This window comes from Xenorhabdus sp. IM139775, from assembly GCF_028598745.1.
In the GTDB taxonomy this organism is placed as follows: Bacteria; Pseudomonadota; Gammaproteobacteria; order Enterobacterales; family Enterobacteriaceae; genus Xenorhabdus.
Genome location: NZ_JAQRFK010000013.1, coordinates 52,900 through 72,848 on the forward strand (window position 1 = coordinate 52,900; position 19,949 = coordinate 72,848).

General features: G+C 44.8%; 18 protein-coding genes and 2 rRNA genes. 15 read left to right on the plus strand and 5 right to left on the minus strand.

The features are described from left to right. The first annotated feature begins 128 nt into the window (after positions 1–128). Positions 129–680: an ADP compounds hydrolase NudE gene (nudE, locus tag PSI17_RS04885; RefSeq protein ID WP_273550893.1), complete on the plus strand. Its 552-nt coding sequence runs from the start codon at positions 129–131 to the stop codon at positions 678–680. A gap of 491 nt (positions 681–1,171) precedes the next feature. Here nudE and mrcA read toward each other — a convergent pair whose 3' ends face one another. Next, on the minus strand, positions 1,172–3,703 hold the full coding sequence (mrcA, locus tag PSI17_RS04890) for a peptidoglycan glycosyltransferase/peptidoglycan DD-transpeptidase MrcA (protein WP_273550894.1): 2,532 nt from the start codon (positions 3,701–3,703) through the stop codon (positions 1,172–1,174). Positions 3,704–3,927: 224 nt separating this feature from the next. Between mrcA and pilM the strand changes: the two genes are divergently transcribed. The 11 genes from pilM to trpS all read left to right on the plus strand — a co-directional run bounded on the left by pilM (position 3,928) and on the right by trpS (position 13,688). Next, complete coding sequence (gene pilM, locus PSI17_RS04895) at positions 3,928–4,776, plus strand: pilus assembly protein PilM (RefSeq protein WP_273550895.1); 849 nt, start codon at positions 3,928–3,930, stop codon at positions 4,774–4,776. Then, positions 4,776–5,324, plus strand: coding sequence for a PilN domain-containing protein (locus tag PSI17_RS04900; RefSeq protein WP_273550896.1), 549 nt, complete (start codon positions 4,776–4,778; stop codon positions 5,322–5,324). Before pilM ends, PSI17_RS04900 begins: the two co-directional genes overlap by 1 nt. Next, the gene (locus PSI17_RS04905; RefSeq protein WP_273550897.1) at positions 5,314–5,952 is read left to right on the plus strand and encodes a hypothetical protein; all 639 of its coding nucleotides are present in this window, start codon (positions 5,314–5,316) and stop codon (positions 5,950–5,952) included. The genes PSI17_RS04900 and PSI17_RS04905 overlap by 11 nt, the downstream gene beginning before the upstream one ends. After that, positions 5,949–7,052: a type IV pilus secretin PilQ gene (pilQ, locus tag PSI17_RS04910; protein WP_273550898.1), complete on the plus strand. Its 1,104-nt coding sequence runs from the start codon at positions 5,949–5,951 to the stop codon at positions 7,050–7,052. The genes PSI17_RS04905 and pilQ overlap by 4 nt, the downstream gene beginning before the upstream one ends. Before the next feature lie 447 nt (positions 7,053–7,499). Next, positions 7,500–8,021 carry a shikimate kinase AroK gene (gene aroK / locus PSI17_RS04915; RefSeq protein WP_038237472.1) on the plus strand — a complete coding sequence of 174 codons (522 nt, stop codon included), beginning with the start codon at positions 7,500–7,502 and terminating at the stop codon, positions 8,019–8,021. A 45-nt stretch (positions 8,022–8,066) separates the two neighbouring features. Then, positions 8,067–9,161, plus strand: a complete 1,095-nt coding sequence (gene aroB / locus PSI17_RS04920) for a 3-dehydroquinate synthase (protein ID WP_273550899.1) — start codon at positions 8,067–8,069, stop codon at positions 9,159–9,161. A 143-nt stretch (positions 9,162–9,304) separates the two neighbouring features. Next, positions 9,305–10,291, plus strand: a complete 987-nt coding sequence (locus PSI17_RS04925; RefSeq protein ID WP_273550900.1) for an SPOR domain-containing protein — start codon at positions 9,305–9,307, stop codon at positions 10,289–10,291. Between the two features lie 84 nt (positions 10,292–10,375). Further along, positions 10,376–11,194, plus strand: a complete 819-nt coding sequence (gene dam, locus PSI17_RS04930) for an adenine-specific DNA-methyltransferase (RefSeq protein ID WP_273550901.1) — start codon at positions 10,376–10,378, stop codon at positions 11,192–11,194. A 58-nt stretch (positions 11,195–11,252) separates the two neighbouring features. Further along, a complete protein-coding gene (gene rpe / locus PSI17_RS04935; protein ID WP_273550902.1) occupies positions 11,253–11,927 on the plus strand; it encodes a ribulose-phosphate 3-epimerase in 675 nt (224 codons plus the stop codon). Beyond that, entirely contained in the window at positions 11,927–12,649 is a 723-nt protein-coding gene (locus PSI17_RS04940) for a phosphoglycolate phosphatase (RefSeq protein ID WP_273550903.1), read from the plus strand. The genes rpe and PSI17_RS04940 overlap by 1 nt, the downstream gene beginning before the upstream one ends. A 4-nt stretch (positions 12,650–12,653) precedes the next feature. Beyond that, complete coding sequence (gene trpS, locus PSI17_RS04945; RefSeq protein ID WP_273550904.1) at positions 12,654–13,688, plus strand: tryptophan--tRNA ligase; 1,035 nt, start codon at positions 12,654–12,656, stop codon at positions 13,686–13,688. Positions 13,689–13,724: 36 nt separating this feature from the next. Here the strand turns inward: trpS and yiiM are convergent, their stop codons facing one another. Continuing rightward, entirely contained in the window at positions 13,725–14,414 is a 690-nt protein-coding gene (gene yiiM, locus PSI17_RS04950) for a 6-hydroxyaminopurine reductase (RefSeq protein ID WP_273550905.1), read from the minus strand. A gap of 128 nt (positions 14,415–14,542) precedes the next feature. Further along, positions 14,543–15,169: a superoxide dismutase [Mn] gene (gene sodA / locus PSI17_RS04955; RefSeq protein WP_273550906.1), complete on the minus strand. Its 627-nt coding sequence runs from the start codon at positions 15,167–15,169 to the stop codon at positions 14,543–14,545. Positions 15,170–15,542: 373 nt separating this feature from the next. Here sodA and acs point away from each other — a divergent pair, with 373 nt between their 5' ends. The 3 genes from acs (at position 15,543) to actP (ending at position 19,552) form a co-directional block, all read left to right on the plus strand. Then, positions 15,543–17,498: an acetate--CoA ligase gene (gene acs / locus PSI17_RS04960; protein WP_273550907.1), complete on the plus strand. Its 1,956-nt coding sequence runs from the start codon at positions 15,543–15,545 to the stop codon at positions 17,496–17,498. A 96-nt stretch (positions 17,499–17,594) separates the two neighbouring features. Next, positions 17,595–17,906, plus strand: coding sequence for a DUF485 domain-containing protein (locus PSI17_RS04965; RefSeq protein WP_273550908.1), 312 nt, complete (start codon positions 17,595–17,597; stop codon positions 17,904–17,906). Beyond that, positions 17,903–19,552 carry a cation/acetate symporter ActP gene (actP, locus tag PSI17_RS04970; protein ID WP_273550909.1) on the plus strand — a complete coding sequence of 550 codons (1,650 nt, stop codon included), beginning with the start codon at positions 17,903–17,905 and terminating at the stop codon, positions 19,550–19,552. Before PSI17_RS04965 ends, actP begins: the two co-directional genes overlap by 4 nt. Before the next feature lie 91 nt (positions 19,553–19,643). On the opposite strand, the gene rrf is transcribed toward actP, so the two are convergent. Further along, positions 19,644–19,759, minus strand: a 5S ribosomal RNA gene (rrf, locus tag PSI17_RS04975). Positions 19,760–19,843: 84 nt separating this feature from the next. Further along, a 23S ribosomal RNA gene (locus PSI17_RS04980) occupies positions 19,844–19,949 on the minus strand; the annotation flags it as partial.

Genomic DNA, 19,949 nt, shown 5'->3' on the forward strand with positions numbered 1-19,949 from the left:
CATATTAAAGCAAAGCGTGGGGACGGTATCCATTTCGTTATAACACTTAAAATATACAGTAATATTTAAGTGAATGGTCGCATTATTGTTTTCAATTATCCGGCACATAACAACCATCAGGGGCAAGCATGATTGATCTAAAAAAACCTAAGATACTGAATATAAATGACGTTGCCCACTCACGCTTATTCAATATTCAATCGGTTGATCTTGAATTCAGCAATGGTGTAAAACGCGTTTATGAACGAATGAAACCGGCAAATCGTGAAGCAGTTTTAATTATTCCAATTATCGGGGATGAATTAGTGCTTATTCACGAATATGCGGTGGGTATTGAACAATACGAATTAGGTTTCCCAAAAGGTGCTATTGATGCTGGTGAGAGCATCTTTGACGCTGCCAATCGTGAATTGAAGGAAGAAATTGGCTTCGGTGCAGGAAAATTGGAGCTGCTGGCAAAATTAACGATGGCACCGTCCTATTTTTCCAGCAAGATGAATATCATGATTGCTCATGATCTTTATCCAGAATGGCTGAAAGGCGATGAACCTGAGCCGCTTGTGCAGAAACGATGGCCTGTCTCTGACATGATGTCATTATTGGCGCATCCCGATTTTAATGAAGCCAGAAATGTCAGTGCGCTATTTTTTGCCCAACGATACCTGCAAGCAAACAAATAATGGGGAGCGTTAATCGTTTCATTCTTTAAAACAGGTATAAAATTGATATTTCAATACCCATTTTATACCTGTTTTAAGTGAAATACGGCGTTCAAAAATAATCACTTAAATAGAGTAAGGTTTAATTTTATCCGTGTAATAATTTTAATGATATTGATGAAAAATAATTTTGTTTATTAAAAATAATAAATAAACCATTTAACTATATTCTTAAAATTAATTCGCATTATAATCATATCCTCTTATTAAATAACAAAAGACCTCGCCGGTTTCCCGACAAGGCAGGGCGAGAGCATGAAAGCCTGTTTTTTGAACGATCCGTGCAAATAAAATACTGATTGATACTTTAACAAGACCGAATTGAGTGATATTCACCCTATAATTGATTATGCTACATACAAATTAAGGTCAAAAAACGTTCGCGCTCTCGCCCTGCCCGACAAGGCCTTTTTATCTTTCATTGTGAGTGATATTGACGACCGGAACATCAATCAGAATAATTCATGACTTTCACCATTCTCAGTGACTGTCGTTCCCACATCGGGTACGGCATACTCCGTCGGCTGAGTGCCATCAATGAAATACTCTTTGCGGGTATAGCTGCCACCGTCAGATAACCTGCCCGTTGCCCGATCAATCGTGACAGAAACAATGCCGGCAGGGGGTTCCATGGTTTTCACAGGAACACTTTCCAGCGCAACTTTCATAAAATCATCCCAAATGGGTTGAGCCGTTTTCGCACCACCTTCACCTTTTAATACCGGAGTGCGCCCCAGACTTCTGCTGTGCTCATCGAAACCAATCCAGGCCGTTGCCACCATATCCGGGCCATAGCCGGAGAACCATGCATCTTTTGAGCTGTTGGTCGTCCCGGTTTTGCCGCCAATATCACGACGCTTTAAGTCACGGGCAGCCCGCCACCCCGTCCCCATCCAACCCGGCTCACCAAAGACATTGGTATTCAAGGCATCATGGATCAGGAACGCCAGCGGTGTACTGATAACGTGAGGAGCATACTGTTGGTCTTCCGCATTCACATTTCCCGATACACTCTCTAACTCCGGTTGCGGCGGCAAGGCCATATTTTGCGGAACGTCAGAATGCGACACGTTTTCAATGGAATCTTCAGACAATTCGATGGAACGGGCGGTTTCACCATAAATCACCGGAATGTTTTCACATTGCGGGCAAGCAATTTTAGGTTTCGCTTCAAACAGCACTTTCCCTTCGTCATTTTCAATCTTGCTGATGAAGTAAGGATCAACCAAATAACCCCCGTTTGCCATGACTGCATAGCCGCGTACTAACTGTAACGGGGTAAATGAAGGCGATCCCAGCGCCAAAGATTCTGTGCGCACCACGTTTTCACCCGGCAAACCAAAACGCTTCAAGTAATCAGCGGCGTAATCAACGCCCATCGCACGCATGGCACGCACCATCACGACGTTTTTGGATTGTCCTAATCCCTGACGCAAGCGAATGGGGCCATCGTAAGTCGGTGGTGAGTTTTTAGGACGCCAATCCGTCCCGGCTCCGGCATCCCAACGGCTGATTGGTGCATCATTCAGCAATGAGGCTAACGTCAGCCCCTTATCCATTGCGGCGGTATACAGGAATGGCTTGATATTGGAACCGACCTGACGCAATGATTGTGTCACACGGTTAAATTCGCTCAGTTCAAAATCAAATCCACCGACCAACGCGTCGATCGCACCGTTGATCGGATTGAGGGAAACCAGCGCCGCATTCACTTCGGGAAGTTGGGCCAGCCACCAAGTATCATTGACTTTCCTGATCCAGATTTGTTCGCCTGCCCGAATGACTTCACCGACGCTACGTGGCGCCGTCCCTTGCAGGCTGTCGGTTTTGAATGGGCGCGCCCAACGAACGCCGGCCATCGTCAACTCAACTTGACTGCCATCCACCAGCATCACTTGTGCCTGATTAGCATTGGATTTCGTCACAACAACCGGCACCAGAGAACCGTATTTGGGCAAGGTTTTCAGCTTATCGATAATCTGCGCCTGACCCCATGCTGGCTGGTTTGCTTTCCATAACACTTCCTGAGGGCCGCGATAACCGTGACGAACATCATAGTCAATCACATTGCTACGAACCGCATCAACCGCCGCTAACTGAGCTTTGCGTGTGATCGTGGTATAGACCTTATAACCTTCTGTATAGGCATTTTCACCATAACGATTAATCATTTCCTGACGAGCCATTTCCGTCAGATAAGGTGCAGAGAAAGCAATTTGTGGCGCGTGGTAACGGGAAACCAGTTTTTCTTTCCTGGCTTCGTCATACTGACGCCGGGTGATATACCCCTCTTCCAACATCCGCCCCAATACCACATTGCGGCGGTTGACCGCCCTGTCATAAGAATAAAGCGGGTTAAACGTTGAAGGCGCTTTCGGTAAACCAGCAATCATGGCCATCTCACTCAATGTCAACTCATTGATGTTCTTGCCAAAATAGACATGAGCCGCAGCGCCAACCCCATAAGCACGATAACCGAGATAGATCTTGTTGAGATATAACTCAAGGATTTCATCCTTAGTTAACATTTGCTCGATTTTAATCGCCAGAAATGCTTCTTTCGCTTTACGTACCAATGTCTTCTCGCGGCCGAGAAAAAAGTTTCTCGCAAGCTGCTGAGTGATGGTACTTGCCCCCTGAGAAGCATGACCAGACGTGATGACCACAGAAGCAGCACGGATAACCCCGATGGGATCAACACCATGATGTTCATAAAAACGGCTATCTTCCGTAGCAATAAAGGCTTGCACCATGAGAGGCGGTATTTCTGCCAAGGTAAGGGGTAAACGACGTTTTTCACCATATTGGGCGATCAATTCGCCATCAGCACTGAACACCTGCATCGGTGTTTGTAGTCGGACATCCTTTAAGGTCGCAACATCAGGAAGCTGTGGCTCGATATATTTGTACAAACCAAAAATCGAGGCGACTCCCAATAAAATGCAAACAACAATAAGGATCAAAAAATACTTTATGAACTTCACCTGAAATTTCTCACGCCATGTTAATCGGGCAGTTTATAAACGATCAGTACGTAGTATAAAAGGCTAGTATAAAGGGATTAGTATAAGGGCTGTACAACACGATAGATATCACCTTTACCAATACCCCGTTCATGTATAGCAACTTTTCATTTGTTTTTCGTTAACTTTATGTTTTCGGCGAGTTAATTTTTCGTTGAATTGACAGTAGATAAGGAGATCGCGACATGTATCCGCCCAAATGGTATATCGGACTGGATGTCCAAGATCATGACATTTTCGCCCTGGCCGCCATTAAACGCCGTGACGGTTGGCAACTTCGGCATTGCTGGCAATATCACTTACCCATCGGGGTTATTTCAGGAGGACGGCTACAAGATCCTGAAAAACTACTCCACATTTTAAGGCGGTGGCGAAAAATATTACCCAAGCACCTTAGTCTAAGGTTCGCCCTGCCCGTTCAACACACTTTGCAGAAACAAATCGCCTTACCTGACCATACGGCCTTGCAGGAGCCGGAACTTGGCTGGTTTGTGCACGCCAATGCTGAAAAACAATTTCCTGTCAGCGATCTGGCGCTGGATTATCGTGTGCATGGTCAGCAGATTTGCATCAGCGCAACCCGTCAAAAAGATCTTAATCTCTGGCTGAATCTGTTCTCAGAGATCAACTTATCCCTTGATGCCATTGATATTGCCCCTTGTGCACTGCGTTATGCAGCCAAACTTTCGGGCGTGCCTGACGACAGTTGGTTGATTCACAAACGTATGACAGACTGGCTATGGGTCGCCCCCGCCAGCCGGCCTTTCAGCTATGGCTTGCTAGCTGCACAACCGGCGCTCCATCTGGTTGGGGTCATCAATCAACTCCCCATGACGCCAGAAACAGAAGGTTATGCCATTTATTACAGTGATGAAGGGCAACCGACATCCATCAAAGCGGCATCAGTATCAACAATATCGGCTGATATTTGGCAACTCTTGATGGCGTTTCGCCATTATCATCCCCCACTACCCGACAAAATGAATGCGTTCATCATTGCCGCAGGTTTGGCGCTCAGGCCGAGTGATCAGTGATGTATCAGGTCAACTTCTTACCCTGGCGGCAGAAAAAGCTGAAACGCCGGTATCGAATGTGGGGGACACTGCTTTGCTTACAACTGATATTGTGGGTAACCGTATTAGTGTTCACTTCCACGCGACAAACCAACCAGATTAAGCAATATCGCGGACAATTGACGGAGATGACTTACCAATCGGCTCAATTACAACAAGCGATCAGTACAGCAGATCAAGTGGTGCAACATCATCACCAATTGTCACAACGATTACGGAAAAAACGAATATTCATGGAACAGAATCAACGATATTTACAACTATTTCGCCAGCTTCCCCATTTGTTACCAGAAAACAGTTGGCTGACTGCATTTAGTGACGACAGCGGGCAATTAATTTTTACGGCGCGTAGTCAGAACTACACCGATATCTCCGATTTGTTGGATAACCTGACTGACGACACTTCGCTTATCAATGTGCAACTGAAAAAAATGATCACGACGGAAGATGATTTCAAGGTTTCCACCATTGATGCCAATTGGTTGATAGGAGAGCCTGATGAAAAATAATTACCTTGAATGGTTTTATCGGCCCGTCTGGCAACAGCTTGTCTTGCAACAATTACTCATCATTTCACTGCTGTTGGGGTTTTACTTTTTGGTCTGGCAGAAAAATCGGCATGAAATTCACGTCCTCCAGAATAATATTAAGCAACAACAACACCATGCGATACTCTTTCAGCAGAAGCTTGCTGAACTGCCATCCCTGCCTGAAACTCAGCAACAGATTCAGCGCATGGCAGCAAACCTTGCTCAAAACAGTGACCTGTCACTAAAGAATGCCTCCTCAGAAAATGTCCCTGCTCAAAATACGCCTATCCTCAAACGCCTGCATATGCCACTGATCGACTCAGGCAGCCAGCTCATGGAGTGGAAAAGCCTCAAAGAAAATGAACAGGTTTTCTGGCATATCGTATTGTCACTCAATTACGGCCAATTTCTCCATTTCTTAAGTGAAATTCAAAAACTACAACCCCCGTTACTGATTAAGCACATCGCTATTACGCCTACTGATATACCTGCCGACAACAACCTGACGGTTCGCATGGTTTTTTCAGATGTCACTTTACCCGATTTGTCAGAGACGGCCTTGCCCACGATTTCACTGCCTGATCCTGCCGATAAGGAGAAACCATGAACCGCCACCTTTTGACACGCCTAATCTGTCTCTTACTCCTTTTATTACCTCTATGGGGTTTTGCCGAAGAAACGGTTACCGAAGAAAACGTTACCGGAAAAGACATGGATTTCGAAATGCCGATAAGAGATCCGTTCCAGCCTCCCAAAGACCCGATAGAATACGCAACGGAATTTTCTCCCACAGCGCAAAATGAGCAAGAACAAGAGATCGAATATCAGGCAATTACCCTGCAATATGCCGATGCAGGGCAAATAGCAGAACAATTGCAGAAAAATCATCCCGCACTACTGACAAAATGGGGAAAAGTTGAACACGATCCCTTAACCAACAGCCTAATTCTGGAAGATAAATTTGATGCCATTACCCGTATCAAAAACTGGCTGAAAGAAGTTGATACTCCGCAGCAACAAGTGCAGATTACGGCCCATATCGTTACCAGCAGCAAGGAAGCCCTGCATGAATTGGGGATTCACTGGGGAGTGAACGCCGATCCACATCATCAATCACTGGGATTAAACCGCTTAAATCTACATCAACCTGCCGGCAACCAGCGCCACAGATTGGTGCTGAATACCGCCCGCATTCACGCAAACTTGCTGGAGCTGGAACTGAGCGCATTAGAACAGGAAAGTCAGCTTGATATTATTGCCAGCCCACGGCTAACAGCCTCACACCAACAGACCGCCAGCATCAAGCAAGGTTCTGATATTCCTTATATTGTTCAGGATAAGGACAAAACAACCGTTCAATTTAAAGAGGCGGTATTGGGTATGGAGGTGACTCCCCATATTTTGAGGCAGGGGAAAATCCGGCTTGCGCTGAAAATCAGTCAAAATGCCCCCGGTTTTCCCATCAACCAAGGAGGAAATGAAAATCTGGCCATCGATAAACAAGAGATCATCACCCAAGTGACGATTAGAAATGGGGAAACGCTGATCCTTGGCGGGATCTTTCAACAGAAAAAAACCACCAGTTTACAAAAAGTTCCTTACCTGTCAGACCTTCCCCTGCTGGGATCATTATTTAACCAAAAAGGAGAGCAACATAGCCGAAGGGAGCTGGTAATCTTTATTACACCTCAACTGACTGACATTTAATCAAAATAAAAAAATATTGCACTAAATCAAATGATTATTGATGAAAATGATATTTTTTCTGTCAAATCACCCACGGTTTTTCTTGGTCTGGCCTGTTTATGGATTTGACGCTGAGAGTAATTTAGCATACAAGGATTACCTAATTGAGTGAGCAGATCTAACATCACAAGCAGGAGCCTATATCCAATAAATTGCAAATTGCAGCACAGCCGCGATTTGAAAGATGGAAGATAGATACAATAGGTTCTCAATCGGTCAGCAAAAGCATGAACTCAGTGTTTCAAGTTCGTGCGAAATTTATATAGTTGCAATACAGGCTGATGTGCTGAGATAATTTTCCTATCTGATCTCACATTCTCACTCATGAGGTTTCAGTTTAGGTCCCGTGGCTAATCTGATTGGCGGGGCGGGTTATCATTAACAAACAGTCTTAGTAATACCAAAAACATGGCAGAGAAACGCAATATCTTTCTGGTTGGGCCTATGGGTGCCGGCAAAAGCACTATTGGTCGTCAGTTAGCTCAGCAACTCAATATGGAGTTTTACGACTCTGATCAAGAAATTGAGCGACGTACCGGAGCTGACGTGGGCTGGGTATTTGATGTGGAAGGCGAAGAAGGCTTCCGCGACCGCGAAGAAAAAATAATTAACGAACTGACTGAAAAACAAGGCATCGTATTGGCTACCGGAGGGGGTTCTGTTAAATCAAAAGAAACCCGCAATCGCCTGTCTGCCCGTGGTGTGGTCGTCTATTTAGAAACAACCATCGAAAAACAGTTAGCTCGTACCCAGCGCGATAAAAAACGCCCTTTACTTCAAGTTGATGCACCAGCACGAGAAGTTTTAGAAAATTTGGCTGATGAGCGCAATCCTCTTTATGAGGAAATTGCTGACGTGACTATTCGTACGGATGAGCAAAGCGCCAAAGTCGTCGCTAACCAAATCATTGAACTACTGGAAAAAAACTGATTATAGCGCGTCCGCACAGCGGCAAACGATAAGGCGAAAGCTGATATGGAACAAGTGACTGTTACGTTAGGTGAAAGAAGCTATCCAATTACCATAGCCGAAGGGCTATTTTCTGACAGTGAGGCGTTCAAGCCCCTGCAAGCCGGTCAACAGGTCATGATAGTGACCAATGAAACGCTTGCACCCCTGTATCTTGAACAGGTGAAATCCACATTGCAGGGAATGGATCTTCGGGTAAATGAGGTTATCTTGCCTGACGGTGAACAGCACAAATCACTTTTTGTGCTCAATGACATTTTTTCCGCCTTACTGGAAAATAATCATGGTCGTGACACAACACTTATCGCCCTTGGTGGTGGTGTAATCGGAGATATGACGGGATTTGCCGCGGCTAGCTATCAACGCGGCGTTCGTTTCATCCAAGTACCCACCACACTGCTTTCTCAGGTTGACTCTTCCGTCGGTGGAAAAACAGGGGTCAACCACCCTCTCGGCAAAAACATGATAGGCGCTTTCTACCAGCCTGCCTCAGTTATTGTCGATCTCAATTGTCTGAAAACATTACCTGCCCAAGAGTTGTATTCAGGTCTGGCTGAAGTCATTAAATACGGCATCATTCTGGATGGCGAGTTCTTTTGCTGGCTTGAAGAGAATATTGAGAAATTACGGGCTCTTGACAGCCAAGCCATGGCCTATTGCATCCGTCGCTGCTGCGAACTCAAAGCGTTGGTTGTCGCGGCTGATGAGCAAGAACGCAGTGGGATGCGTGCATTGTTAAACCTCGGTCATACCTTTGGGCATGCGATTGAGGCTGAAATGGGTTATGGCGTCTGGCTGCATGGTCAAGCTGTTGCTGCCGGCATGGTGATGGCAGCCAGGGCATCCGAACGGGTCGGTACCTTCTCAAAACAGGATACCCAACGTATCATCCACTTGTTGGAGCGGGCAAAATTACCGGTGAATGGCCCTGAAGCCATGTCCCCTGATGTCTATTTACCTCATATGATGCGTGACAAAAAAGTGTCGGCCGGAAAACTGCATCTGGTTCTGCCGACCGCGATCGGGAAAGCGACACTTCGTTCTGATATTGGGAAAGAAGTCATATTGGATGCCATTCGTCTATGTCAGCCATCAATATGATGAATTATTCTCTATCTGTTATGCTATAAGACAGCTACATTATTAAATAAAACATTATCGGTTTTAGTTAGGTCAGTCTGCCAAACCGCTTAAATAACAATTGGCAGTACTATCTCTGTTAGGTGGCTTTGTCGGGAGGGTATATGGACGAATTAAAATCAGAAAACAAACAAAAAACAGAAAATGAATTAAAACCGGATACGTCTGATCGCAACCCTCAGCGCTCCAGAAGCCCATTCAATCAATCTAAACTCGCAATTTCCCGCCAGCAAATGATGATCGGTGTTGGCATTCTGGTGCTTTTGCTTCTGATTATTGCTATCAGTTCTGCATTAAAATCGCCAACCGAGCATGAAAAACAGCAATTCTCAAATTCAGCGGAAAAGAGTATCGACCTTTCTGGTTCTTCTTCACTTTCTTCCAATCCCCCAGACAGTGAACAAGAAAAACCGTCAGAACCGACAACTCATGACGCTCCACGTGAAATCAGTCCGCCTCCCATTAGCAGTACCCCAAGTAAAGATCTTCCGCCCGAAACCGGAACGGGTGGCTACAACCAGCGCATAGAATTACCCGGCGATATTACTGATGCTTTGAATCAACAGCAAAGTCAGATTAATCATTCGGTGCAAAACAATCTGACACAGCCGCAGGTTAATCCCACTGAACCGACGGTAACGCCACCTGTTGGGCAAAACAAACCGGAGCAGGTTGCACCAGCAAAAGTTGCACCACCGAAAATAGAAAAACCGAAAACAGAGAATCAGGTCAGAGAAGATAATCACGCCAAAACAACGACCAAAACAACGAATAGCCATCATGCCGATAGAAAGAGTATCGCTGATACTGGTGGTGATCTGCTGAAAGCAGCTACAAATCGATTCACACTACAATTGAGTAGTGCCAGCCGTTCTGATACCTTAGCCGCTTTCGCGAAAAAAAATAACCTTGCTAATTACAGGGTTTATGCGACCAAACGCGATGGTAAACCCTGGTTTATCTTGATCCACGGTAATTACGGTTCTGTTTCTGATGCTAAAAGAGCCATTGCCTCACTGCCAGCAGAAGTTCAGGCCAAAAAACCTTGGGTCAGAAAACTACAACAAGTTCAGCAAGATCTGAAAAAATAAAACTATTTTGATTAGGCGCTGATATGCTGTCCTAAACAGAGTACAATCTGCGACTCTGAAATTATTGAATAACTATTTGACGGCATGAAAAAAAAACGCGCTTTCTTAAAATGGGCCGGTGGAAAATACCCCTTGGTGGATGATATTAAACGTCATCTGCCAGAGGGCGATTGCTTGATTGAGCCATTTGTTGGCGCAGGCTCGGTATTTCTCAATACCGATTATGATTCTTACATTTTGTCAGATATCAATAACGATCTGATCAATCTGTACAATGCCGTAAAATCTCGTGCGGATGAATTTATTACGCATGTCCGTCCATTATTCTCACCGGAGTTCAACACTGCTGAAAGCTTCTATCGCCTGAGAGAAGAGTTCAACAAAAGCAAAGATCCCTTTCGCCGCAGCATGCTGTTTCTTTACCTGAACCGCCACTGCTATAACGGTCTTTGTCGCTATAATTCACGAGGTGAGTTTAACGTTCCTTTTGGACGTTATAAAAAACCTTATTTTCCACAAGATGAGCTTTACTGGTTTGCAGAAAAGTCCCAAAAAGCCACTTTTATCTGCCAACATTATGAAATAGCATTGAACAATGCCTCAAAGGGGTCGGTGATTTACTGTGATCCCCCGTATGCCCCACTTTCGGCTACGGCTAATTTTACAGCCTACCATACAAATAATTTTAACCTCCTCGATCAGGAAAATCTGGCGAATACCGCCTATCATCTCTCGTCTCAAAAAGGCATTCCGGTGCTCATATCTAACCATGACACACCGATAACACGGGAATGGTATTATCAGGCTTCCCTTTACATTGTTAAAGCCCGCCGGACAATAAGTAGAAATATTCTTGGCCGAAGTAAAGTTGATGAAATTTTGGCGTTATACTGCCAGGAGTAATTGAGGTTTCCAGCCCCTGAAATCACGGGGATAAAACAATGAATTGGAGAAGATAACAATGAAGAAAGACTTTCTGATTGCCCCATCCATTCTATCCGCAGATTTTGCCCGCTTAGGTGAAGATACCGCTAAGGTTTTGGAAGCAGGCGCTGATGTTGTGCACTTTGATGTCATGGATAACCATTACGTGCCAAATTTGACGATTGGCCCGATGGTCTGTCAGGCACTGCGTGATTATGGTATCACTGCGCCCATTGATGTTCACCTCATGGTAAAACCTGTTGATCGCATTATTCCTGATTTTGCCAAGGCGGGTGCAACCTACATTACTTTCCATCCTGAAGCGAGTGAACATACCGATCGCACATTACAACTTATCAAGGAACATGGCTGTAAAGCGGGCTTGGTCTTCAATCCGGCAACCTCTCTCAGCTATCTTGATTACGTATTGGATAAACTAGATGTGATCCTGTTGATGTCGGTCAACCCGGGTTTCGGGGGTCAGTCTTTTATTCCAGAAACACTGAAAAAACTGCGTCAGGTACGCAAGATTATTGATGACAGCGGATATGATATCCGTCTCGAAGTTGATGGCGGCATCAAACCCAATAATATTGCCGAGGCTGCTCAGGCTGGCGCTGATATGTTCGTTGCTGGCTCTGCTATTTTCAGTCAGCCAGATTATAAAGCGGTTATTGATGAAATGCGCCGCGAATTATCGAAGGCAGCATAATGAAACATGATGTCGTAAAAGGAATTCGGGCCATTGCATTTGATTTGGATGGCACTCTGGTGGACAGTGCAGGCGGTCTGGCTGATGCGTTGGATCAGGCCCTGAATGCCAAAGGCTTGCCTGCTGCGGGCAAAGAACGCGTTGCTGTCTGGATTGGCAATGGGGCTGATGTCATGGTTGAACGCGCATTAACGTGGGCAGGCGTAGAGCTGTCTCCCGAATTGCATCGTGAAACACGCAAGCTGTTTGATAAATTTTATGAAACTAGCGTAACCACAGGCAGCCAACTGTTTCCTCAGGTAAAAGAAACCTTGGCAGAACTGGCAAAACACCCTTTGCCAATGGCGATTGTTACAAATAAACCAACCCCTTTTATTGCGCCATTGCTGGAATCATTGGCTATCAGTGAATACTTTTCATTGGTGCTGGGTGGTGATGATGTTAAAGAGAAAAAGCCTCATCCCGCACCACTCTATCTAACGATGGGGATGTTTGGCCTGCATAAAGAAGAATTGCTTTTTGTCGGTGATTCCCGTAATGATATTTTGGCGGCACAAGCCGCAGGTTGCTCTTGTGTTGGCTTAACCTATGGATATAACTATGGAGAGTCGATAGCATTGAGCCACCCAAATTATGTATTGGACCATTTTTCGGATTTACTCCCAACGATTGGGCTATCCACTTTGGAACCATTATCTACTCTGAAAATACAGGACGCTTAATAAAATGAATGAACCCACTGTCATGAAACCAAACTCCCAAAAACCTATTGTATTCAGCGGCGCACAACCTTCCGGTGAATTGACCATCGGTAACTATATGGGGGCGTTACGTCAGTGGGTTAGCATGCAAGATGAATATGATTGCATCTACTGCATCGTTAACCAGCATGCCATTACTGTGCGTCAAGATCCCCATGAACTGAAAAAACGCACGCTGGACACACTGGCGCTTTACCTTGCCTGTGGGATTGATCCAAAGAAAAGCACTATTTTCGTTCAGTCACATGTCCCACAACATACTCAGTTGAGCTGGGTACTGAACTGCTACGCTTATTTCGGCGAACTCGGCCGTATGACTCAGTTCAAGGATAAATCAGCCCGTCATGCAGAAAATATCAATGCCGGGCTGTTTGATTATCCCGTTTTAATGGCCGCTGATATTTTGCTTTATCAGGCCAATCAGATCCCTGTGGGCATTGACCAGAAGCAGCATCTTGAATTGACCCGTGATTTGGCGCTGCGTTTTAACGCCTTATACGGTGATATTTTCACCGTGCCAGAGCCGTTCATTCCAAAAGGCGGCGCTCGCGTGATGGCATTGCAAGATCCGAGTAAGAAAATGTCGAAGTCGGATGATAACCGCAATAACCTGATTGCCCTGCTGGAAGACCCTAAATCTGCCGTCAAGAAAATCAAACGCGCGGTTACCGATTCTGAAGAGCCACCTCGCGTACATTATGATCTGGAAAACAAACCCGGCGTTTCCAATTTGCTGGATATTCTTGCAGGTGTAACCGGTAAAACGATCCCTGAATTAGAAGCTGAGTTTGAAGGTAAAATGTACGGCCATTTGAAAGGCGCTGTTGCAGATGCCGTCAGTGAAATGCTGACCGGTTTACAGGAACGTTTCCATCATTTCCGTAATGATGAAGCCTTACTGAATCAAATCATGGCAGAAGGCGCGGCTAAAGCTCAGGCTCGTGCTCAGGCAACTTTGGATAAAGTTTATGAAGCTGTAGGGTTTATCGCTCATCCATAACTATTTATTCTTATGTGAATGCCAAAGGGTATTAATTTATTCTTTGGCATTATTTTTATTCCCAAATAAACGACGATTAAAATCTTCAATTTTTCCATGCAATATCCGTTTTTGCATCGTCAGGTGCCAACTTGCAGACAATCCAGCAGCTCCCATTAAGCGACGATACTGCTCTTCATCAAATGGATTATGAAAAGCAATGGATATAGCTTCCATAACAGAAACATCACTATTACGGGTTAGCAGTTTTATCGGTTCACCCGCACTGACCAAACCAGAAGAGATAACGCGGTATAACCAGCCACAACGACCATTATCTTGCATCATCGCAGCAAAATCACTTATGTTTGTAACAAGATTGAGTTTATAACATGGAGAACGCGGCTGAGTGATTTGAATCAGCGCTTCACCCCATTGGAAAATATCACCAATATAGACATTATCTTCTGTCAGGCCTTCTGTGGATATATTTTCTCCAAACAGAGGGGATGCAAGCAATTCGGTCAATTCAGGGAATTGACGCCGCCAAAATAAGTAATGCTCTCTTGGATAGTGACAAAGCGCCCGATCAGGCCCACCGTGAAAACGCGTTTCCGCTTGCTCATCCCCTTCCAGACCAAGGGAGGTTAACTGTAAACGGCCATTCACCACCAGTTTATTGATCGCACTGAACCCCAACGTTTCTGACGATAATATTTTGCCTCTATACACTTGTGGGTAATACATTTTTGTTTCCTCTCAATGAGCGAGTGAAGATGAGTCAGCATTTCCTTGGCATAATAGCCAAGATTACACACAATAAAAATGCTGGTCACAACGATGACCAGCATTCTTGTGGAAACTAATTGAATGGATTACTTAATTTTTTCTTCGTAGCGCCTTGCCGCTTCGTCCCAATTGACGACGTGCCAAAATGCTTTGATGTAGTCAGGGCGGCGATTCTGATATTTCAGGTAATAAGCATGCTCCCAAACATCCAGACCCACAATCGGGTAACCAGAAGCACCTGTAATTTCCTCACCCATAAGTGGGCTATCCTGATTGGCGGTTGAAACAACAGCAAGTTTGCCATCTTCTTTCAGCACCAACCATGCCCAGCCAGAGCCAAAGCGAGTTGCTGCCGCCTGCTCAAATTTTTCTTTGAAACTGTCAACACTGCCAAGATCACGTTCGATCGCGGCCTTCAAAGTACCACCCAATACTGTGCCTAATTTTAGCCCTTTCCAAAACAAGCTATGATTTGAGTGACCCCCCGCATTGTTGCGAACAAAAGTACGTTTGTCGGCTGGAATTTTATCAAGCTGCTGGATCAGGTCATCAATATCAAGTTTACTTAATTCCGGGAAGGCTTCCAGAGCGTTATTCGTGTTAGTGACATAGGTCTGATGGTGTTTAGTATGGTGAATTTCCATCGTTTGCTTATCGAAATGAGGCTCTAGTGCATCATAAGAGTAAGGTAGAGAAGGTAATGAATAGCTCATATCATATCTCCAGTTGTTTAGAATATATAAAGCTCACATCTTGTGAACAGCATGATTATTATAGTGAATTGAGCAACAATGAAAATGATTATCAATTCCATGATGTCACTATGGTTTCCTGTTATACCTTCACGTTTCACACCTTTGTTTAGATAAAAATAGCAGTATAAACAAAAATAATAACGCATTGATCTAGCTAATATAATAAATACACTATTTAGTCTCGCTAAAATCAAAAGCATTAAATGATCATTCCATGTCATCCATTCTCTCTATTGCGTGATCTTCCGCGCAAAAAAGAAACAAAAATTCTTCTTACACTTTAGTTAACCTTGTTTTGACATAGTATTAACAATTGCAAGGAGATAAAAATATGACTCAAATAATCAAGCACCTTATTCCTGCTGATATTGCAGATACGGCCCTGATAAGCAAACAACAGTACCTAGATGACTACCAATGGTCATTACAAGATCCAGAAAGTTTCTGGGGTGAGAAAGGTAAAATCGTTGATTGGATTAGGCCCTACACCAAGGTCAAGAATACTTCTTTCGATCCTGGGCATATCAGCATCCGCTGGTTTGAAGATGGCACGCTGAACTTAAGTGCCAACTGTCTTGATCGCCATTTGCAAGAGCGTGGCGATCAAACTGCCATTATCTGGGAGGGAGATAATCCCGCAGAATCCCGACATGTTACCTATCGAGAATTACATCATAACGTCTGCCAATTCGCCAATGTATTGAAAAAACAGGGGGTCAAAAAAGGCGATGTTGTTGCCATCTATATGCCAATGGTGCCAGAAGCTGCGGTTGCCATGCTGGCTTGTGCCCGTATCGGAGCGATCCATTCCGTGATTTTTGGTGGCTTCTCTCCTGATGCCATCGCCGGCCGTGTTATCGACTCCAACGCCAAACTCGTGGTTACCGCAGATGAAGGCTTGCGCGCAGGCCGGACAATCCCACTGAAAAAAAATGTCGATGAGGCACTGAACAATCCAGATGTCACTAGCGTGACTAATGTGGTTGTTTTCAGACGTACCGGAAATACCAAAAACTGGCATCATAGCCGGGACTTATGGTGGCATGAACTAGTCGAAAGTGTTAGTGCTGAGTGCCCCGCAGAAGAGATTGGTGCCGAAGATCCATTATTTATTCTTTATACTTCAGGCTCTACAGGTAAACCTAAAGGTGTCCTGCATACGACTGGTGGTTATCTGGTCTACGCTTCTTTAACGTTTAAATACACGTTTGATTATCGCCCTGGTGAAATTTATTGGTGTACCGCCGATATAGGCTGGGTAACGGGGCATAGCTACCTGTTATATGGGCCTCTGTCTTGTGGCGCCACAACGTTGATGTTTGAAGGTGTACCCAACTATCCTGATGTTAACCGTCTCTGTCAGGTCGTTGATAAGCACCAAGTGAATATTCTTTATACTGCGCCAACCGCCATCAGGGCATTAATGGCCGAAGGTGATAAGGCCATAGAAGGGACTGAGCGCACATCATTGCGCATTATGGGATCGGTTGGTGAACCCATTAACCCAGAAGCATGGGAGTGGTACTACCGAAAAATAGGCAATAGTCAATGTCCTATCGTAGATACATGGTGGCAAACCGAAACGGGTGGGTTCATGATCACACCACTACCAGGGGCTACCGACCTTAAAGCAGGTTCCGCCACTTTGCCATTTTTTGGTATTAGTCCGGCCTTAGTGGATAATTCCGGGGAAATTTTAGCCGGTGAGAGTGAAGGCAACCTTGTTATCACGGATTCCTGGCCAGCACAGGCTCGAACTTTGTATGGCGATCATGAGCGTTTTGAACAAACCTATTTTTCCACTTTTAAAGGAATGTATTTCAGCGGTGATGGCGCTCGACGTGATGAAGATGGCTATTACTGGATCACTGGCCGTGTTGATGATGTTCTGAATATTTCAGGCCATCGTTTGGGAACTGCGGAAATTGAGTCAGCCTTGGTCTCATACCCTAAAATCGCGGAAGCGGCTGTTGTTGGTATCCCTCATCATATTAAAGGGCAAGCTATTTACGCCTATGTCACGCTAATTCATGGTGAAGAACCTTCTCCTGAACTGTATACCGAGGTGAGAAACTGGGTTCGTAAAGAAATCGGCCCAATTGCAACCCCCGATATCCTTCATTGGACAGACTCTCTGCCCAAAACGCGTTCTGGAAAAATCATGCGGCGTATTTTGCGCAAAATTGCTTCTGGTGATACCAGCAACTTAGGAGATACCTCCACATTGGCCGATCCAGGTGTTGTTGAAAAACTGCTGGAAGAAAAACAATCTATCAACATGTCGTAAAACTATTTCATAAAACATAAGAGCCGCCGCAAGGCGGCTTAAATAACGTATCACCAAAAGTACAGCGCCGTTTCAAACCAACAAGGAGATACTCCAATGAGTGACGACATTTATCAAGAGATTGAGAATAATCCCCGCTTTAAGGAGTTAGTTAAGAAGCGAGGACGTTTTGCCTGGCTGTTATCGTTCATCATGTTAGTACTTTATGTTGGTTTTATTTTCCTAATCGCTTTTGCGCCTGAATGGCTTGGCACACAACTTCATGAAAACACCAATATGACGAGAGGGATCCCTGTAGGAGTTGGGATCATCTTTATATCTTTCATACTGACCGGAATTTATGTGGTAAGGGCAAATGGTGAATTTGATCGTCTGACGTCAACTATTCTCAACGAGGTGAGAAAATGAAAAAAATCGTATTCCTATTTTCCTCCCTCTTTCCTCTCCTGGCTCAAGCAGATGCCCTTTCAGGTAATATAGAAAAACAACCCTTGAATGTTCAGGCAATTGTCATGTTCCTGTTATTCGTTGGGTTAACGCTTGGTATCACTTACTGGGCTTCAAAGCGGACTATTTCACGCTCAGATTATTATACCGCTGGCGGGCGTATTACCGGATTCCAGAACGGCATGGCGATAGCGGGCGACTATATGTCAGCCGCCTCTTTTCTGGGAATTTCAGCGTTAGTTTATACCTCTGGCTATGATGGGTTGATCTACTCTATTGGCTTCCTCGTTGGCTGGCCAATTATTCTATTTCTTATTGCCGAAAGATTAAGAAACTTGGGGCGTTACACTTTTGCAGATGTCGCTTCTTATCGGCTGAAACAGCGTCCCATCCGTACCTTATCCGCCATGGGTTCATTGGTCGTTGTTGCGTTATATTTAATCGCTCAGATGGTTGGAGCAGGAAAACTGATCGAATTGCTATTCGGGCTGAATTATTACGTCGCTGTTGTCTTGGTCGGTATCTTAATGGTGTTTTATGTATTGTTTGGCGGAATGCTGGCGACGACATGGGTTCAGATTATTAAAGCCATTCTGTTGCTGGCAGGGGCAACATTCATGGCTCTGATGGTCATGAAAGTCGTCAATTTCAATTTTCATACCCTGTTTAAAGAGGCCATCGCGGTGCACTCTCTTGGGCCAGCTATCATGAGTCCTGGGGGATTGGTCTCTGATCCTATCTCTGCGCTCTCTTTAGGATTGGCATTAATGTTCGGTACTGCGGGATTGCCACATATTGTCATGCGGTTTTTTACTGTTTGTGATGCCAAAGAAGCCCGTAAAAGTGTTTTCTATGCAACTGGCTTTATCGGTTATTTTTATATCCTGACGTTTATTATCGGATTTGGGGCAATTTTATTGGTCAGCGCCAATCCTTCATTCAAAGATGCAACTGGGGCACTAATTGGTGGTACAAATATGGCGGCCGTCCATCTGGCAAATGCCGTTGGCGGTGATTTTTTCCTTGGCTTTATCTCGGCAGTGGCTTTTGCCACTATTTTGGCGGTAGTTGCAGGGTTAACATTAGCAGGCGCTTCCGCCGTATCCCATGACCTCTATGCTAATGTGATTAAACAGGGACAAGCTAATGAGCAAGATGAACTAAAAGTTTCCAAAATCACCGTTGTTATTTTGGGATTAGTTGCCATTGGCTTGGGTATTTTATTTGAAAAGCAAAATATTGCCTTTATGGTCGGTTTAGCTTTCTCCATTGCTGCAAGTTGTAATTTCCCTATTATTTTATTGTCAATGTACTGGAGCAGGCTGACTACACGTGGAGCGTTGGTTGGTGGATGGTTAGGGTTACTGACAGCAATTATATTAATGATCCTAGGGCCTACGATCTGGGTCAGTATTCTTGGTCATGAGAAACCCATTTATCCTTATGAGTATCCGGCTCTGTTTTCTATGTTTATCGCATTTATCGGAGCCTGGTTATTTTCGGTTACAGATACATCGGAACAAGGAATACGGGAAAGGGAACTGTTTCGCAATCAGTTTATTCGTTCACAAACGGGTATTGGAATCGAACAAGGAAAAGCACATTAACTTATGGTTAATTATTTTGGTTAACTATTTCAATTTTGCCCAAACGCAAAAAAGCCATCCGGTGAGGGATGGCTTTTTTGACTAAAGTGATGTCTGGCAGTGCCCTACTCTCGCATGGGGAGACCCCACACTACCATCGGCGCGACGGCGTTTCACTGCTGAGTTCGGCATGGGGTCAGGTGGGACCACCGCGCTATTGCCGCCAGACAAATCCTGTTTTCAATCCCGAACAAGCTGTTTATCATCTGAAAATTCTCTCTCACACACAGCCCAAAACACCTTTGGTGTTGTCAGGTTAAGCCGCACGGGTCATTAGTACCGGTTAGCTCAACGTATCGCTACGCTTACACACCCGGCCTATCCACGTCCTCGTCTCGAACGTTCCTTTAGTGTCCTC

What these genes read in the sequence shown, in the direction of transcription:
- dam (WP_273550901.1), top strand. Translation starts at nt 10,376, where the DNA reads ATGAAAAAAAAACGCGCTTTCTTAAAATGGGCCGGTGGAAAATACCCC.
- pilQ (WP_273550898.1), top strand. Translation starts at nt 5,949, where the DNA reads ATGAACCGCCACCTTTTGACACGCCTAATCTGTCTCTTACTCCTTTTA.
- acs (WP_273550907.1), top strand. Translation starts at nt 15,543, where the DNA reads ATGACTCAAATAATCAAGCACCTTATTCCTGCTGATATTGCAGATACG.
- PSI17_RS04965 (WP_273550908.1), top strand. Translation starts at nt 17,595, where the DNA reads ATGAGTGACGACATTTATCAAGAGATTGAGAATAATCCCCGCTTTAAG.
- yiiM (WP_273550905.1), bottom strand. Translation starts at nt 14,414, where the DNA reads ATGTATTACCCACAAGTGTATAGAGGCAAAATATTATCGTCAGAAACG.
- sodA (WP_273550906.1), bottom strand. Translation starts at nt 15,169, where the DNA reads ATGAGCTATTCATTACCTTCTCTACCTTACTCTTATGATGCACTAGAG.
- PSI17_RS04905 (WP_273550897.1), top strand. Translation starts at nt 5,314, where the DNA reads ATGAAAAATAATTACCTTGAATGGTTTTATCGGCCCGTCTGGCAACAG.
- nudE (WP_273550893.1), top strand. Translation starts at nt 129, where the DNA reads ATGATTGATCTAAAAAAACCTAAGATACTGAATATAAATGACGTTGCC.
- aroK (WP_038237472.1), top strand. Translation starts at nt 7,500, where the DNA reads ATGGCAGAGAAACGCAATATCTTTCTGGTTGGGCCTATGGGTGCCGGC.
- aroB (WP_273550899.1), top strand. Translation starts at nt 8,067, where the DNA reads ATGGAACAAGTGACTGTTACGTTAGGTGAAAGAAGCTATCCAATTACC.
- PSI17_RS04940 (WP_273550903.1), top strand. Translation starts at nt 11,927, where the DNA reads ATGAAACATGATGTCGTAAAAGGAATTCGGGCCATTGCATTTGATTTG.
- rpe (WP_273550902.1), top strand. Translation starts at nt 11,253, where the DNA reads ATGAAGAAAGACTTTCTGATTGCCCCATCCATTCTATCCGCAGATTTT.
- pilM (WP_273550895.1), top strand. Translation starts at nt 3,928, where the DNA reads ATGTATCCGCCCAAATGGTATATCGGACTGGATGTCCAAGATCATGAC.
- actP (WP_273550909.1), top strand. Translation starts at nt 17,903, where the DNA reads ATGAAAAAAATCGTATTCCTATTTTCCTCCCTCTTTCCTCTCCTGGCT.
- trpS (WP_273550904.1), top strand. Translation starts at nt 12,654, where the DNA reads ATGAATGAACCCACTGTCATGAAACCAAACTCCCAAAAACCTATTGTA.
- PSI17_RS04925 (WP_273550900.1), top strand. Translation starts at nt 9,305, where the DNA reads ATGGACGAATTAAAATCAGAAAACAAACAAAAAACAGAAAATGAATTA.
- PSI17_RS04900 (WP_273550896.1), top strand. Translation starts at nt 4,776, where the DNA reads ATGTATCAGGTCAACTTCTTACCCTGGCGGCAGAAAAAGCTGAAACGC.